Origin of the sequence: Bradyrhizobium sp. 155, assembly GCF_023101105.1 — a bacterium.
Lineage (GTDB): Bacteria > Pseudomonadota > Alphaproteobacteria > Rhizobiales > Xanthobacteraceae > Bradyrhizobium > Bradyrhizobium canariense_D.
Genome location: NZ_CP064704.1, coordinates 7,465,260 through 7,479,649, shown reverse-complemented (window position 1 = coordinate 7,479,649; position 14,390 = coordinate 7,465,260). Strand labels below are relative to the sequence as shown.

Genomic DNA, 14,390 nt, shown 5'->3' with positions numbered 1-14,390 from the left:
TGCAATGGATGGGCACCGCCGGGGTTCTTCACTAGTATCCGCGCGATTTCAAAACAGAAAACTGCTGGGAGCTAACAGATGAAATCAGCACTTTTGGCCGCTGTCGCAATTTCGGCTTTGCTGCTGGCCGCGCCGGCCTCTGCGCAAGGCGTCAAGATCGGCATCCTCAACGACCAGTCCGGCGTCTACGCCGATTACGGCGGCAAATGGTCGGTCGAGGCCGCCCGGATGGCGATCGAGGATTTCGGCGGCGAGGTGCTGGGCCAGAAGGTGGAGCTCGTCACCGCCGACCACCAGAACAAGCCGGATCTCGCGACCTCGATCGCGCGCCGCTGGTACGATGTCGAGAACGTCGACATGATCACGGAGCTGACGACCTCATCGGTCGCGCTCGCGATCCACGAGCTTTCCAAGGAAAAGAAGAAGATCGACATCGTCGTCGGCGCTGCGACCTCGCGCCTCACCGGCGATGCCTGCCAGCCCTATGGCTTCCACTGGGCTTATGACACCCGCGCGCTCGGTGTCGGCACCGGCGGCTCGCTGACCAAGGCCGGCGGCGACAGCTGGTTCTTCCTCACCGCGGACTACGCCTTCGGCTACGCGCTGGAGAAGGACACCAGCGAGATCGTCACCGCCAATGGCGGCAAGGTGCTCGGTTCGGTGCGCGTGCCGCTCAACTCCTCGGACTTCTCCTCCTTCCTGCTCCAGGCGCAGAGCTCGAAGGCGAAGATCGTCGGCCTTGCCAATGCCGGCCTCGACACCACCAATTCGATCAAGCAGGCGTCCGAGTTCGGCATCGTCTCCGGTGGCCAGAAGCTCGCGGGCCTCTTGATGACGCTCGCCGAAGTGAACGGCCTCGGCTTGCAGGCCGCGCAAGGCCTGGTGCTGACCGAGGGCTATTACTGGGACATCAACGACCGCACGCGCCATCTCGGCGAACGCTTTCTCAAGCGCACCGGCCGGATGCCGAACATGATCCAGGCCGGCACCTATTCGGCGACGCTGAGCTATCTCAAGGCGGTCAAGGCCGCCGGGTCCAAGGATCCGGATGCGGTCGCCAAGAAGCTGAAGGAGCTGCCGGTCGACGACGACTTCGCGCAAGGCGGCAAGGTGCTCGAGAACGGCCGCATGGTCCACGACATGTATCTGTTCGAGGTCAAGAAGCCCGCGGAATCGAAGAAGCCCTGGGACTATTACAAGCAGCTCGCGGTCGTTCCCGGCGAGAAGGCGTTCTTCACTGCCAAGGAGAGCGGCTGCCCGCTGACGAAGTGAGGATCTCTATGTCGTCCTGGCGAAAGCCAGGACCCATTACCCCGACAGCCGCTTGTTGAAACAAGCTGTCGCCGCCATCGTGCCCATAACCGTGTCCTGTGGTTATGGGTCCAGGCCTCCGCCAGGACGACGGCGGGGCAAGTGGCCGTATGTCGGCTGCCTCACACCAGTCGCAGCACCGCCGCCCCCAGCGCCCCCGCCCACAGCGCAATGGCCGCGATACCCTGAATAAAAAATCCCGGGCCGCGTTTTGCGGCGGCCTTCGAATAGCCGATGAAGTAAACGATGCGGCCGACGATCCAGACCGCGCCGATCGCCGCTGCGCCGGAATCGCTGATGTAAATCGCGAAAAGCCAGAGCGACGGCAGGAAGATCGGCATCCATTCCAGCGTGTTCATCTGGATCCGGAACGCGCGCTCGAAATCCGGATGGCCCGACATTGCCGGCACCTTGACGCCGGTTTTGGTGCGCGAGCGCGACACGTTGATGGAGGTGAAGAAGTAGAACAGGATCGCCAGCAGCGTGACGAGGGCGGTGAGGTGATGCATCGCTAGTCCCTTCGAAGAGGTCCCGGTTCAATACCCGGTCAGCTCGAGATAGCCAACGCCGTCATGCGTACCGGCAAAGCTGATCGGCCCTTCCCAATAGGAAAAACCGGTCCCCATCCACGCCTGTGGATTGAGCGGCTTGCACTGGATCGAGAACGACCGCGAGGGGATCGCGATCTGCCATTCCACCGGGAGCTTGTGTCCCGCGACCTCAGCCGTCGCTTTCGGCATCATCTGGATGTCGTCGCCCGCGATCATCTGCGTCTCGCCCATCGCGCTGATCCAGTTGCCGAACGGATAATCTTTGCCGTCCTTCTGCCGGAGCCGGTACAGCATCAGCTTGTCACCGGATGACAGGTGCAGCGACAGCCAGTCCCAGCCGGTCTGGTCGGCATCGAGTGGCTGGCTGCTCCATTCGCGGTCCATCCAGGCCTGGCCGGAAACATCGACCGTCCTATCGTCGATGGTGAGCGTGCCGCGGGCGCGATAGAACGGCTGGCTGTAATAATAGGAGGCCTGACCGCGCTCCGATTTACGGCTGTAGCCGCCGGCGCCCTGCAACATCACCGGACGATCGGCCTCGAGCGTCAGCACGTAACTGAAGTCGGCGCCCGAGGCCTTCAGCGTCAGCGGCGCTAAAGCGCGATCTTCGGTGCGCTCGGATCCGTTCATCTCCCAATCGTCGATCCAGGCCGAGAACGGTTTCGCCGTGACTCCGGCCTGTCCCACACCACCGCGGGAAAACAGCTCGTTGAAGCGGTGGGTGTCGGCGCGCGTTACCGCGGCATGCGCCATCCACACCTGTTGATTGGCCCAGCCTTCGCCCTGCGGCCCCGGCTGCGTCGCCTGTCGGAACAGCGTCCATTGCAGGCTGCAAGCCGCGCCGCTGGCATCGACGAGGTTCGCCGTGAGATACCACCATTCGATGCGAAACTCCGGATGCGGCCCGTGATCGTCCGGAAAGGCGAACGTCTTCCCCGGCGTGACCTTGGCAAAGCCGTCGGCTGTCTCGCCGAGCCCGGCATAGCCTTGCGCGCCTGCGCGGCGGACTGCCGCGAGCGCGGCGATGCCGCCGGCGAAGGTGCGCCGCGAAATCCCATCAGCGCTCATTGGCAAACACCTTGACGAGGCTCGCCGGCTGCATCCGGGCAAGTCGGATCATCGGCGGCAGGGTGGCAAGCAACGAGGCGAACAGCGCGACTGCCACCAGCTCGACCAGTTGCAACGGAAATACATGGAACGGCAGCCGCCAGCCGAACGCTTTCACATTGACGATCGCGATCAGGCACCACGCCACCAGCAGCCCGAGCGGCACCGCCAGCAGAGACGTGAACAGCGCGACCGACAGCGTCTTGGTCAATTCGATCGCGGCAAGGCGTGGCCGCGTGATACCGATCGCCCAGAGCGGCGCAAGCTGCGGCAGGCGCGAGTTCGCCAGTGTGAGAAGGCTGGTCAGAAGCGCGATCCCGGCGACGCCGAGGGTGAAGGCGTTCAGCGCCGAGGTCACCGCAAAGGTCCGGTTGAAGATGCGGATCGATTCCGCCTTCACCGTCGCCTGGTCGGCGACGCTGCGGTCGTCCAGCGCAAACTGCTTCTGCAGCGCCGCGATCAGACCGGGGATATTCTCCTTCGCGACGATGAGACCGATGCGCGTCTGCGGCGTCTGCGGAAAATGCCGGATCAGCGCCGCGACATTCACCGCCAGCTGTCCCTTGGGGTTGCCGTAGTCGGCATAGATGCCGACGATGTCGAGCTCCCAGGTCCCGCCCGGCGCCGGGACGTCAACGACGTCACCGACGCGGACGTTGAGGCGGCGGCTCAGCTGCTCGCTGATGAAAGCGGCATTGCCGGGTATGAGTTGTGTCCAGGCACCGGGTGCGGCTTCGAGCAGCGGCCAGCGCTCGCGATAGAGCGCGTGATCGGGCAGGCCGAGCAGTTCCACCGGCTGGCCCTGCACCTGCGCCTCGGCACGTCCGCCCGACAGGATCGCCTGGACATCGCTGCGCTCCTTCAGCCAGTTGCGGATCGCGACGCCTTTCGCATTGTCGGAGGCGCTGATGTAGACGTCGGCTGCGAGCCGCCCGTTGAGCCAGCCGATGAAGGTGCGGCTGAACGTTTCCACCATGGTGGACACCCCGACATTGACGGCGAGCGCGAGCAGCAGCGCCATCAGCGCCAGCGACAATCCCGAGAGCTGCTGCCGGCTGTCCGCCCAGAACCACAGCGCGAGCGGTTTTCGCGCGAAACGCTGCCCGGTTTGCAGGATGATGTCGAGGAAGGCCGGCAAGATCAACGCCGCGCCGAGCATCAGCGCTGCCAGCACGCCAAAGCCCGCGATCAGCGATTGCCCGTACTGGAGCAGCAACAGCGCGACGGCGAACACGGCGCAGGCAGCCCCGCTCTGCAGGATCAGCCAACGGCTCTGCCTCTGTTGCCAGGCGCGCGGCTGCGCGGTCGCCAGCACCGGCATCCTGACAGCCTTGATCAGGCTGGTCGCCGCGGCAACAAGCGCGCCCACAATGCTGATGCCGATCCCGGCGAGCCACCATTCGGGACGCAAGCTGAGCTGCCCCGGGATTTGCGCGCCGTAGAGCCCTCGCAGGGATGCTGCGACGTCGGGCAAGAGCGCGGCTGCAATGAAATAGCCGCAGGCGAGCCCGATCAGGCCTGCGACCAGCGACAGCGCCACGAGCTCGACCACCAGCACGGTGTTGACCAGTCGTGCCGAGGCACCGCAGGCCCGCAGCGTGCGCAGCATCGGCAGCCGCTGCTCGAAGGCGAGGCCGACGGCTGAATTGACGATGAAAAGACCGACGAAGAACGACAGCAGGCCGAACGCGGTGAGGTTGAGGTGAAAGCTGTCGGTGAGACGCTCCAGCTCGGTCTCCGCATCCGGCTCAACCCGCTGTAAGCGGTCGCCGACGACGCTCGCTAAGGGCGCGGGCTTGCCCTTGGGCTTGCCGATCAGAAGCCGCGAGATCTGGTCCGGCTTGTTCAGCAGCCGCTGCGCCACGCCGATATCGACCACGAGCACGTCGGGCACGAGCTGCGGCAGCACGCGCAGCGGCGGCAGTATTGCGCCGTTGCTGATCGGCGGCGCTGCGCCTTCCCGCTCCTGCAAGTCGGTCAACGTTTCCTTTGCCACCAGCGTCTGGCCCGGCGGCGCCACGAAGCTGCTCAGATCGGCGGCGCCGAGGCGCGGTGCGTTGCCGACATCGACCGGTAGCGTCACCGGCTCGATGCCGAGCAGCCGGACCGAGCGCCCGTTGACCTGGACCCGTCCCTCCAGCATCGGCGAGACCGGCCAGCCGGCGCGGCGCAGCTTGACGAACAGCTCCTGCGGAAAAGTCGCGGCATCAGGCGCGACCAGCATCGGCGTGCGCGCGCCGCCGAAGGTTGCCGCGGCGCGGTCATAGGCGCTGCGGGCCTGCTGGTTGATCGCCTGCACGCCGCTCCACAGCGCAGTCGCCGCGATCAGCCCGATCAGGAGCGTCGCGAACTGCATCTTGTGGCGCCGCCAATGGCTGAGCAGCACGGCGAGGACCCAGAGCGCGCGCCTCATGCGATCCGCCCGGCATGCAGGTTGACGTGGCGATCGAGTGCGGCGGCCAGATGCAGGCTGTGCGTCACCATCAGAAAGCCGCAGCCGGTGCGCGTGACGAGGTCGCGCGTCAAGGCCAGCACGTCCTCGGCGGTGGCCTCGTCGAGATTGCCGGTCGGCTCGTCCGCCAGCAGCAACGACGGCTTCGTCGCCAGGGCCCGGCCAATCGCGACCCGTTGCTGCTGTCCGCCCGACAATTGTTCTGGATAACGCTTGAGCAGGCCGCCAAGCCCGAGACGCTCGATCAGCTCCTTGTACCAAGCCTCGTCGTACCGGCCGGCGATCCGTGCCTGAAACACCAGATTATCCCCGACCGACAGACTCGGGATCAGATTGTATTGTTGAAACACCAGGCCGATCCGGTCGCGCCGCAGGCCCGCGCGTCCCGCATCGGACAATTTGGTGACCTCCGTGTCTTCCAGTCGGATCGTGCCGCCATCGGCGGCATCGAGCCCTGCGATCAGGTGCAGCAGTGTGCTCTTGCCGCTGCCGGACTCGCCGGTCAGTGCGACGCGTTCGCCGGCCTTGAGATCGAGATCGACGCCGCGCAGGACATGGACCGGCTCACCGGCCGAAGAGAACGTCTTGGAGAGGTTTCGGATGCTCAGCACGATGAATGGCGCCGGACGGAATTAGCGGAATTGCTGCGTAGCACACTTGCTGCGGAAATGCCGGGTTGCGTTGGTATTGAAGCCGTTGTTAGCTCCTAAGAGGACCACATCAAAAAAGTGCCAAAAAGGGACGACGGGGAGAACGATGAGCGCTCAGGCAACGCAGCCCGCGGCGGGCAAGATGACGGGGATGTCCAAGGAAACGTCGAAGGAAACGCAAAAGCAAACGCAAAAGCAAACGCCAAAGGGCGCCTGGACCGTTACATTTCTCCTGTTTCTTTTCATGCTGGTGAACTTCGCCGACAAGATCGTCGTCGGTCTCGCGGGCGTTCCGATCATGACCGAGCTGAAGCTCGAGCCCGAGCAGTTCGGTTTGCTCGGCTCGTCGTTCTTCTTCCTGTTCTCGATCTCGGCGATCGTGGTGGGCTTCATCGTCAACAAGGTACCGACCCGCTGGGTGCTGTTGACGCTCGCGGTGATCTGGGCGCTGACGCAGTTTCCGATGGTCGGCACCGTCTCTTTCACCACACTCCTGATCTGCCGCATCGTGCTCGGCGCCGGCGAAGGCCCGGCGGCCTCGGTGGCGATGCACGCAGTCTACAAATGGTTCCCCGACGAGAAGCGCACGATGCCGACCGCAATCCTGTCGCAAGGTTCGGCCTTTGGCGTGATCCTGGCGGTCCCGGCGCTGAACTGGATCATCGTCAATCATTCCTGGCACTATGCGTTCGGTGCGCTTGGAATCGTCGGCCTGATCTGGGTCGCCGCCTGGCTCGCACTCGGCAAGGAAGGCCCGCTGGACACCCACGCATCGGCCGTGATCGAACCGAAAATACCCTATCTCCAGCTTCTGACATCGCGCACTTTCATCGGCTGTGTGACCGCGACCTTCGGCGCCTATTGGGCGCTGTCGCTCGGGCTCACCTGGTTCACGCCCTTCATCGTCAAGGGCCTCGGCTTCTCGCAGTCTCAGGCGGGCTTCGTCTCGATCCTGCCCTGGGTGTTCGGGGCGACCATCGTCATTCTCACGGGCTGGATCTCGCAGGTGATGCTGGCACGCGGCTACACGTCGCGGATCTCCCGCGGCGTGCTCGGCTCTGTGCCGCTGATCGTCGGCGGCCTGATCCTCGCGATGATGCCGCACGTCCAAGGTGCCGGCCTCCAGATCGCCCTGCTCGTGGTCGGCTCCGGCCTGTGCGGCGCGATCTACGTCGTCTGCCCGCCCATGCTCGGCGAGTTCACGCCGACGTCGCAGCGCGGCGCGGTTCTCGCGATCTACGGTGCGCTCTATACGCTTTCCGGCATCATCGCGCCGCTCGTGATGGGCAGCGTAATCCAGCGCGCCGGCAGCATGCTCGACGGCTACATGACCGGCTTCACCATCAACGCCGCGATCATGGTCGGCTCCGGTGCGCTCGGGCTGCTCCTGCTCTGGCCCAACACGGAAAAGGCCAGGCTGACCGGTGGAGCTGCTCCGCAGGCAGCGCCGCTGAAGAGCGCGGTGTCGCCGACGTAAGGGGCCACTTCAGCCAACCCAATCACAACTGTCATCCCGGCGAAGGCCGGGATCCATAACCACGATTTTTAGTTTGGCGAAGACTTGGAGTTGGCAGCTTTGCGCCACAACTCCGATTCGTGGTTATGGACCCCCGGCCCCTATGCGCAATTGCGCACTAGGCCGGGACGACAATTGAGTTTGTTGCTCAAGCCGCGATTTGCCGCTTCCGCTCCGTGAACGGCGACAGCACCACCGTCGCGACCATGAAGATCACGGATGCGCCGAACACCCAATGCGGCGCGCTCTGGTCCATAATCCAGCCGAACAACAGCGGGCTGACGATGCCGCCGAGATTGAAGCCGGTGGAGACGATGCCGAAGGCGCGCCCCGCCGCGCCGGGAGGTGCTGCATTGCGCACCAGCATGTCGCGCGAAGGCGCGATCACGCCGGAGAGGAATCCCGCGGCCGCCATCGTGGCGGTCAGCGCCCAGCCCGGCAGCGTGACCAGCGCGATCAGCAGCACGATCGCCGCGTTCGCGGCGAAGCAGGCGGCGGCGACATAGCCGTGGCGCTCGGTGTGGTCGGCAAGAAAGCCGCCCGCGAGCACGCCGGCGGCGCTTGCACCGAGGAAGGCGGTGAGCGCGACATTGGCCGCGGAATAGGTCACGCCATAGCCACTCATCAGCGCCACCACGCCGAAATTGTTGATGCCGGCGACCGACAGGCTGAGCAGCATGAACAGTGCCGTCAGCGTGATCAGCGCCGGCGTGATCACGGCCTGTTTGGGTGCGTTCTCGGTGCCTGGCTTGGTCTTGTGCGCGCCGGCATCGGGAATGTTCATGGTCACCAGCAACACCGCGACCAGAACGCCGATCACGCCCGATGCGATCAGCGCACCGACACCGCCTGACACGATGACCATCGCGGCGACGATCGCCGGCGCCACCGCGCCGCCGAAATAGCCGGCAAAGGTATGGATCGAGAAGGCGCGGCCCATCCGCGCTTCGTCCATGTGCTCGGCGAGGATGGCGTAATCGGCGGGATGGTAGACGCTGTTGGCGAGCCCGAGCAGCACGGCGCAGGCGATCAGCGAGGTGTAGCTGAGATGCAGGCCAAGCAGGATCAGCGCGAGGCCGCCGAGGGTGAGGCCGCCCAGCAAAATCTTTCGCGCGCCAAAATGGTCGACGAGATAGCCGGTCGGCGCCTGCGTCAGCCCCGACACCACGGCCGACACGGTCAGCGCGAAGCCGAGCTCGACGTAGCCGACGCCGAGTTGATTTTTGAGGAAGGGAAACAGCATCGGCAGGACCAGCAGATGAAAATGGCTGACCCAATGCGCGATCGAAATTCCCGTCAGCGTGCGTAGCGCGCTGTCCGCCTTGCCTTGCTGCGGTGCGGCGAGAACGTCGACCATTGCAGTTCCGTTTCACGTCCTTTGGAGACGCGCAAACTATCGGGCAGAGCGGTTATTTGTCCATGAACGCAGGCGCATGGCAGTAGCGCGGGGCAGGACGACAGTTGAGAGCGTGGCAAGAGACGAGCCCCTCAAAACGGCTCGTCGTCCGGCCCGTAGCGGTCGCGCTTTGGTGTCGCGATGTCGCCGTCTTCGTAATCATCGTCTTCGGTGTCGCGCGGAGGCTGAGGCTTCTTCGCCTTGTCTTTTGCTGGCGCGTCGTCCGCAATTTTGGGCGGCGCGCTCGGCTTGCCGATCTTGGCCATGGCTGGTCCCGGACAGTGATGCTGCGCCCAAACCTATCCGGAAGATATGTGCAGTTCCTGACTTATCTCAAGGCGGTCAGTGCACCACCGGCCCGCCGGCCTTCTTCCAGGCATCGATGCCGCCGGCGATGTGGGCGGTGTTGGTGAGCCCGGCCTCCTTGGCGGCGGCGACAGCCATCGCAGAGCGTTCGCCGAAGGCGCAGAAGAACACGACGCGGCGACCGGTGGCGGCCGCGACCTCGCGCAGCATGCCGCCGGGCTTGAGGCTGTCCTCAACGGACGGATAGGGTGTATGCAGCGCGCCTTCGAGCATGCCGTGCTTCATCCGCTCATTGGTCTCGCGCAAATCGACCAGCAGGATATCGGGACGGCCGAGGCTGCGGATCGCCTCGACGGCGCGGAGCACGCGGCCCTCTTTCTCCAGCTCCTCCTGGTGCAGGCCGACATGCATGTTGGCGGGCACCGCGACGTCCATCATCTTCGGATTGGGCAGCTTCAGATTGGCCATCAGCTCGATATAGTCGTCGACCGAGCGCACCTGGAGCCGCGGATTGTAGCGTTTCTCCTCGCCGATGGTGGAGACGGTGTCGCCCTTGTAGTCATGCGCCGGGAACACCATGGTCTCGTCGGGCAGCTTGAGCAGGCGGTTGAAGATCGAATCGTACTGCGCGCGCGACGAACCGTTCTGGAAATCGGTGCGGCCGGTGCCGCGGATCAGCAGCGTGTCGCCGGTGAAGACGCGGTCGCCCATCAAGTAGGAGTAGGAGTCGTCGGTGTGGCCGGGCGTGTACATCACGTCGAGCGACAGGCCCTCGATCGTCACCTTGTCGCCGTCGGCAACCCGCATCGCCACCACGTCGGCCTTGGTCTGGTCGCCCATCACGGTCATGCAATGGGTGCGGTCGCGCAGCTCGCCGAGGCCGGTGACGTGGTCGGCGTGCAGATGGGTGTCCACGGCCTTGACCAGCTTGAGATCGAGCTCGCGCAGGAGCTGGCAGTAGCGGTCGACCTTCTCCAGCACGGGATCGAGGATCAGCGCCTCGCCGCCGGCGCGGCTCGCCAGGAGATAGCTGTAGGTGCCCGAAACACTGTCGAAGAGCTGGCGGAAGATCATGGCAAGACCCGGCGTGAACTACCCCGAGATTCTATTACATTTCGGGCTTACAAGAGAAGCAATTCACTGTGTAAGCAAGAAAATTTGGAAGATTTTTATTCCTGTGACGGGCGGGTGGGCGTCACCTAGCCACGGCTGCCATTCCCGCGAAGGCGGGGAATCCAGTACGCCGCGCCCTCCCGTACCCCTCGCGGTCTCGGAGTACTGGATCGCCCGCCTTCGCCGGCGATGACACCGAGTATGCCGCGACGCTTCGCCCCGACAAAAGGCTCAGGGCCTCACCACCGTGTATCCGTTCTCGCTGAGGAACAGGATCTGCCCGACCCCGACCTGCACCGGCGTAGCGGCAGGGATGAACTCCGGCCGCTTGCCGGTCTCCCGCTCGATCGTGTCGACAGTGTTGAGGCAGATGTCGAAGCGTACGCCTTGCGCGATCAGGCTCTCGACCTGCTTGCGGCGCTCGCTGCCGGTGAACAGGAGGTCGATGCCGGGACCGAACGCCACCACCTCGATTGCGACCTTGTCGGGGTCGTAGGCCTTCAGCAAATTGTTGGCGACGCTGAGCACCAGAGCTTGCTTCCTGGCATCGCCATCGGAGAGCTGCAGCACGATCTTGTGCTCGGCGAACGGCTTGTCCTGGAGCGGCACCTGCTGCGCGAAAGCCGGTGGCATCGCCGCCCAGGCGAACAGCGCCAGCAGCATCGCGGATAGGGTTTGCGACCGCATCATCCCTGTCCTGCGATGCCCGGATTACCCTCGACGCCCTTTAGCGTGACGCCGGAGCCGAGCCGCTCCTGAAACATCCGGCCCGAGCGCAGATATTTTGCCACCACATCCCACACCGGCGCGCCTTGCTGGCCGTTGACCGAGGCCCAGCCCGCGACCTTGTAGCGGTGGCTGGCACTGAGCGCCTTGCCGCCATTGAGCTTCAGCTCCGAGATCCGGCTGCCGATCGTCGCCGTCGGCGTGCAGGTGTAGCTGAGCCCACCGGCGCGCACCATGTCGCCGCCCTGCTGGTAATAGGGATCGGTATTGAAGAGGTTGTCGCAGACGTCTTCCAGCACGTCCTTGATCTCCGCGCCGGTCATCTCCTGCACATAGGTCTCGGGATAGCTGATCGCGGTTTCCGCGAGCAAATCCTCCATCGTCAGTGCCTGGCCGGACAGTCCGGTGACGCCCCAGCGGAAGCCCGGCGACAGCGCGATCTCGGCGTCGAACTCGGTGCGCAGCGCGCTGCAGATCAGCTCGTCGACCGGGCCGGCGAAATTGTCGCGTCGATACAGCAGGCGATCGGGCGTCGCGATCTTCTCCAACCAGTCGGTGACGAAGGGTGCCCGCAACCGGCCGATCAGTTCGGCCATCCCGGGATCGGGTTTCAACAGCTCGGAATAGACCGGCAGCAGATGATATTTGACGTCGCCGACCTTGCCCTTGTCGAGCGCGAGATCGAGCACGGCCAGAAATTTTCCGTTGGAGCCGGCATTGGTGACGAGCGTCGTGCCGCTCGCATTCTTCACGGCGATGGGCTGCGGGATCGCATCATGGGTATGGCCGCCGAGGATGACGTCGATACCGGTGACGCGGCTTGCGAGCTTGAGATCGACGTCCATGCCGTTATGCGACAGCAGGATGACCGCATCGACCTTGTCGGTGCCGCGCAGGCCGTCGACATGCTTCTGGAGCTCTTCCTCGCGGATGCCGAAGGACCAGTCCGGCGTGAACCGTTTGGGATGCGCGATCGGCACGTAAGGGAAGGCTTGGCCGACGATCGCGACGCGATGGCCGCCGAGCTCCTTGATCACGGAGGGCTTGAACACGCGTCCCGTCGCCTTGTCGAAGGCCGGGGCATCATTGAATGCGGCTTCCTCGGTGAGAAAAACGTTCTGCGCCAGAAACTCGCCCCTGAAGCGCGCGAGATTGTCGCGCAGCGCCTGCTCGCCATAGGTGAATTCCCAATGCCCGGTCATCGCCTCGACACCGAGCAGGTTTGCGGCCTCGACCATGTCGCGGCCCTGCATGATGTTGGCAAGTCCCGAGCCTTGCCAGAGGTCGCCGCCGTCAACGAGCACGGAGCGTTTTTCGCCGACATCGCCACGCAAGCGGTCGATCAGCGTCTTCAGATGGGCGAAGCCGCCGAGCTTGCCGAAGCGGCCTGCGGACTTCTCGAACTCGAAGCAGCTGAAGGCATAGGCATCCGCGCTGTCGGGCCTGATGCCGAAACGGTCGAGAAAGGCGCGGCCGACCAGATGCGGCGGCCGTCCCGCCATCTCGCCGATCCCGATATTGACGCTGGGCTCGCGAAAATAGACTGGATTGAGTTGCGCATGCGTGTCGGTGAGGTGAAGGATGCGCGCATTGCCGAACCGTTCGAGGTCGTAAATGCTCGCAGCCTCAGCACCGAGCGCAAGCCGCGGCAGGCTCAGCGATGCGGCAGCAAGGCCTGCATTCTTCAGGAAATCGCGGCGGCGGATCGCCATCCAGAAATTCTCCGCGCCCTCTCACGGTCGCAAGGCTGTTGCACAAGCGAACAGTCTAACGGATTTCCATCGCCTTCCAGGCTTCTTTTTCGGAAATCGCCTGGAAGATCGACGCCTTCGCCAGCGCCTCGGCCTCCCTGGCTGCGGCCACGGCGCGGTCGAAATCGCCGCCATCGGCCGCCTTCTTTGCGGCGGCCAGCGTCGAGACGGTCACGGTCCATTGGTTGCGCATGCCGGCGGCCTCCTTGGAGGCGGCCTCGGCGGCGGCAAAGGCCGCCTTGTAGTCTGCCTCATCTGCCGCGCGCGCCGCCGGCGCGAGCCCGAGGGTAAGCAGCAAGGCAAGCAGCCGGACGAAAGGGAGTGACAGCTTCATGGCCGCGCTCCCGGTCCCGATATCGGCAGGCCGTTGGCGACGTAGGACAGGAAATATTCGACGTCGCGATATTCATCCGCCTGCGGCTCCAGCGGAACCGCGCGGGTCTGGCTGTTGCAGGTGACGAAGCGGCGGCTGGTGGTGCCCATGCCGCTCCATTCGGAGCGGTAGATCGGCATCGCGTTCAGAATGCCAAGCGCCGGCGCCAGGATCTCGGCGCGGATGCGCTCACCCGGGCTCTGCACATGGCAGCTCGCGCAGGAGAAATTCAATTGGCCGCGGCGGGTGTAGAAATAGCGCTTGCCGTTCTCGAATGCCGCGAGCGCGCGAGGATCGTCGGGGATCTTGATGTCCATCGGCTTGCCGCGCGAGGTGAAGGCCATGTACGCCGTGAGCGAGGCCATCTCGTCCTTGACGTAAGAATAGGGCGCCTCGCCATTGGCCTCGCGGCAGCGGTTGAGCGCCAGCTCCAGCGTGACGACCTTGCCTTCCTTCTCGTCGAAATAAGGATAGTTCTGGCGGATGCCGATGCCGCCGTTCGGGAAGCAGTCCGCATAGGTCTTGCCGTTCTTGAACGGGGTGGCGAACATCTCCTTGCCGGCGTCGAGCGCAAACTCGTAGGGCGGGAATTCCTCCTTCTCCTGCCACTGCCGCTTCATGTCCTCGTTCATGGAATAAGGACCGTTGACGAAATCCTCGTGCTTCACATCAGGGAATTTCTGGAAGAAGAAGTTCTGGAACGCCTTGGCATCGGCAATGGGATCGACCTTGTCGGCCGCCACCACGCGTGGAGAGGTGAGGGCCAACGCGACGAGCGCGGCGCTCAACGAACCAAGCAGGATGGTGGTGCGGGCCTTCATCACGAGATCTTCGCAGTGGTCGTGTCCGACGCACCCTTGTTATCGGTCCAGGAGACCTTGAGATCGTCGCCCTTCTTGGCTCCCTTGAAGCTGAACTTGACGTAGGGGTCCTTCGAGACCGCGGTGCCCCAATCGGCAACGAAGACGTCCTTGCCGTTACATTCGAATTTCAGCTGCTGGATGTAATGCGCCGGGATCAGTTCGCCTTTGGCGTCCTTGACGAAGCCGGTATCCATCGGGTGCTGGATCAGCGCCTGCACCTCGGTGATGTCGCCGTTGGTGGTGGCGCGGACGCGAATGCTGGATGCCATCTCGAT

14 protein-coding genes are annotated in these 14,390 nt (G+C 64.4%); 2 read left to right on the top strand and 12 right to left on the bottom strand.

Translation table 11 applies throughout. From position 1 onward, the window contains the following. Window positions 1–78 precede the first annotated feature (78 nt). Entirely contained in the window at window positions 79–1,272 is a 1,194-nt protein-coding gene (locus IVA93_RS35540) for an ABC transporter substrate-binding protein (RefSeq protein WP_026233063.1), read from the top strand. Between the two features lie 161 nt (window positions 1,273–1,433). Here IVA93_RS35540 and IVA93_RS35535 read toward each other — a convergent pair whose 3' ends face one another. The 4 genes from IVA93_RS35535 to IVA93_RS35520 are packed head-to-tail and all read right to left on the bottom strand — an operon-like array spanning window position 1,434 to window position 6,032. Next, entirely contained in the window at window positions 1,434–1,820 is a 387-nt protein-coding gene (locus tag IVA93_RS35535; protein WP_018455974.1) for an MAPEG family protein, read from the bottom strand. Between the two features lie 27 nt (window positions 1,821–1,847). Beyond that, complete coding sequence (locus IVA93_RS35530) at window positions 1,848–2,930, bottom strand: lipocalin-like domain-containing protein (RefSeq protein WP_018455975.1); 1,083 nt, start codon at window positions 2,928–2,930, stop codon at window positions 1,848–1,850. Next, window positions 2,920–5,382, bottom strand: coding sequence for an ABC transporter permease (locus IVA93_RS35525; RefSeq protein ID WP_018455976.1), 2,463 nt, complete (start codon window positions 5,380–5,382; stop codon window positions 2,920–2,922). Before IVA93_RS35525 ends, IVA93_RS35530 begins: the two co-directional genes overlap by 11 nt. Beyond that, the gene (locus tag IVA93_RS35520) at window positions 5,379–6,032 is read right to left on the bottom strand and encodes an ABC transporter ATP-binding protein (RefSeq protein WP_018455977.1); all 654 of its coding nucleotides are present in this window, start codon (window positions 6,030–6,032) and stop codon (window positions 5,379–5,381) included. Before IVA93_RS35520 ends, IVA93_RS35525 begins: the two co-directional genes overlap by 4 nt. Before the next feature lie 145 nt (window positions 6,033–6,177). Here IVA93_RS35520 and IVA93_RS35515 point away from each other — a divergent pair, with 145 nt between their 5' ends. Then, window positions 6,178–7,548: an MFS transporter gene (locus IVA93_RS35515; protein ID WP_018455978.1), complete on the top strand. Its 1,371-nt coding sequence runs from the start codon at window positions 6,178–6,180 to the stop codon at window positions 7,546–7,548. 187 nt (window positions 7,549–7,735) lie between these two features. Here the strand turns inward: IVA93_RS35515 and IVA93_RS35510 are convergent, their stop codons facing one another. From IVA93_RS35510 to soxZ, 8 genes are all read right to left on the bottom strand, one after another. After that, window positions 7,736–8,944 (bottom strand): MFS transporter, encoded by a 1,209-nt coding sequence (locus tag IVA93_RS35510; RefSeq protein ID WP_018455979.1) that lies wholly within the window; start codon window positions 8,942–8,944, stop codon window positions 7,736–7,738. 131 nt (window positions 8,945–9,075) lie between these two features. Beyond that, the gene (locus tag IVA93_RS35505; RefSeq protein WP_018455980.1) at window positions 9,076–9,249 is read right to left on the bottom strand and encodes a hypothetical protein; all 174 of its coding nucleotides are present in this window, start codon (window positions 9,247–9,249) and stop codon (window positions 9,076–9,078) included. Between the two features lie 76 nt (window positions 9,250–9,325). Beyond that, complete coding sequence (locus tag IVA93_RS35500) at window positions 9,326–10,363, bottom strand: MBL fold metallo-hydrolase (RefSeq protein WP_018455981.1); 1,038 nt, start codon at window positions 10,361–10,363, stop codon at window positions 9,326–9,328. Between the two features lie 270 nt (window positions 10,364–10,633). Beyond that, the gene (locus tag IVA93_RS35495; protein WP_018455982.1) at window positions 10,634–11,092 is read right to left on the bottom strand and encodes a DsrE family protein; all 459 of its coding nucleotides are present in this window, start codon (window positions 11,090–11,092) and stop codon (window positions 10,634–10,636) included. Further along, the gene (gene soxB / locus IVA93_RS35490) at window positions 11,089–12,840 is read right to left on the bottom strand and encodes a thiosulfohydrolase SoxB (protein ID WP_018455983.1); all 1,752 of its coding nucleotides are present in this window, start codon (window positions 12,838–12,840) and stop codon (window positions 11,089–11,091) included. Before soxB ends, IVA93_RS35495 begins: the two co-directional genes overlap by 4 nt. A gap of 55 nt (window positions 12,841–12,895) precedes the next feature. Next, window positions 12,896–13,213: a hypothetical protein gene (locus tag IVA93_RS35485; RefSeq protein ID WP_018455984.1), complete on the bottom strand. Its 318-nt coding sequence runs from the start codon at window positions 13,211–13,213 to the stop codon at window positions 12,896–12,898. Further along, a complete protein-coding gene (gene soxA / locus IVA93_RS35480) occupies window positions 13,210–14,073 on the bottom strand; it encodes a sulfur oxidation c-type cytochrome SoxA (protein WP_018455985.1) in 864 nt (287 codons plus the stop codon). The genes IVA93_RS35485 and soxA overlap by 4 nt, the downstream gene beginning before the upstream one ends. After that, complete coding sequence (gene soxZ / locus IVA93_RS35475; protein WP_018455986.1) at window positions 14,073–14,384, bottom strand: thiosulfate oxidation carrier complex protein SoxZ; 312 nt, start codon at window positions 14,382–14,384, stop codon at window positions 14,073–14,075. The genes soxA and soxZ overlap by 1 nt, the downstream gene beginning before the upstream one ends. Window positions 14,385–14,390: the final 6 nt, after the last annotated feature.

Excerpts from the sequence above, each read along its gene's own strand:
- IVA93_RS35540 (WP_026233063.1), top strand. The coding sequence starts at position 79 with ATGAAATCAGCACTTTTGGCCGCTGTCGCAATTTCGGCTTTGCTGCTG.
- IVA93_RS35535 (WP_018455974.1), bottom strand. The coding sequence starts at position 1,820 with ATGCATCACCTCACCGCCCTCGTCACGCTGCTGGCGATCCTGTTCTAC.
- IVA93_RS35530 (WP_018455975.1), bottom strand. The coding sequence starts at position 2,930 with ATGAGCGCTGATGGGATTTCGCGGCGCACCTTCGCCGGCGGCATCGCC.
- IVA93_RS35525 (WP_018455976.1), bottom strand. The coding sequence starts at position 5,382 with ATGAGGCGCGCGCTCTGGGTCCTCGCCGTGCTGCTCAGCCATTGGCGG.
- IVA93_RS35515 (WP_018455978.1), top strand. The coding sequence starts at position 6,178 with ATGAGCGCTCAGGCAACGCAGCCCGCGGCGGGCAAGATGACGGGGATG.
- IVA93_RS35510 (WP_018455979.1), bottom strand. The coding sequence starts at position 8,944 with ATGGTCGACGTTCTCGCCGCACCGCAGCAAGGCAAGGCGGACAGCGCG.
- IVA93_RS35505 (WP_018455980.1), bottom strand. The coding sequence starts at position 9,249 with ATGGCCAAGATCGGCAAGCCGAGCGCGCCGCCCAAAATTGCGGACGAC.
- IVA93_RS35500 (WP_018455981.1), bottom strand. The coding sequence starts at position 10,363 with ATGATCTTCCGCCAGCTCTTCGACAGTGTTTCGGGCACCTACAGCTAT.
- IVA93_RS35495 (WP_018455982.1), bottom strand. The coding sequence starts at position 11,092 with ATGATGCGGTCGCAAACCCTATCCGCGATGCTGCTGGCGCTGTTCGCC.
- soxB (WP_018455983.1), bottom strand. The coding sequence starts at position 12,840 with ATGGCGATCCGCCGCCGCGATTTCCTGAAGAATGCAGGCCTTGCTGCC.
- IVA93_RS35485 (WP_018455984.1), bottom strand. The coding sequence starts at position 13,213 with ATGAAGCTGTCACTCCCTTTCGTCCGGCTGCTTGCCTTGCTGCTTACC.
- soxA (WP_018455985.1), bottom strand. The coding sequence starts at position 14,073 with ATGAAGGCCCGCACCACCATCCTGCTTGGTTCGTTGAGCGCCGCGCTC.
- soxZ (WP_018455986.1), bottom strand. The coding sequence starts at position 14,384 with ATGGCATCCAGCATTCGCGTCCGCGCCACCACCAACGGCGACATCACC.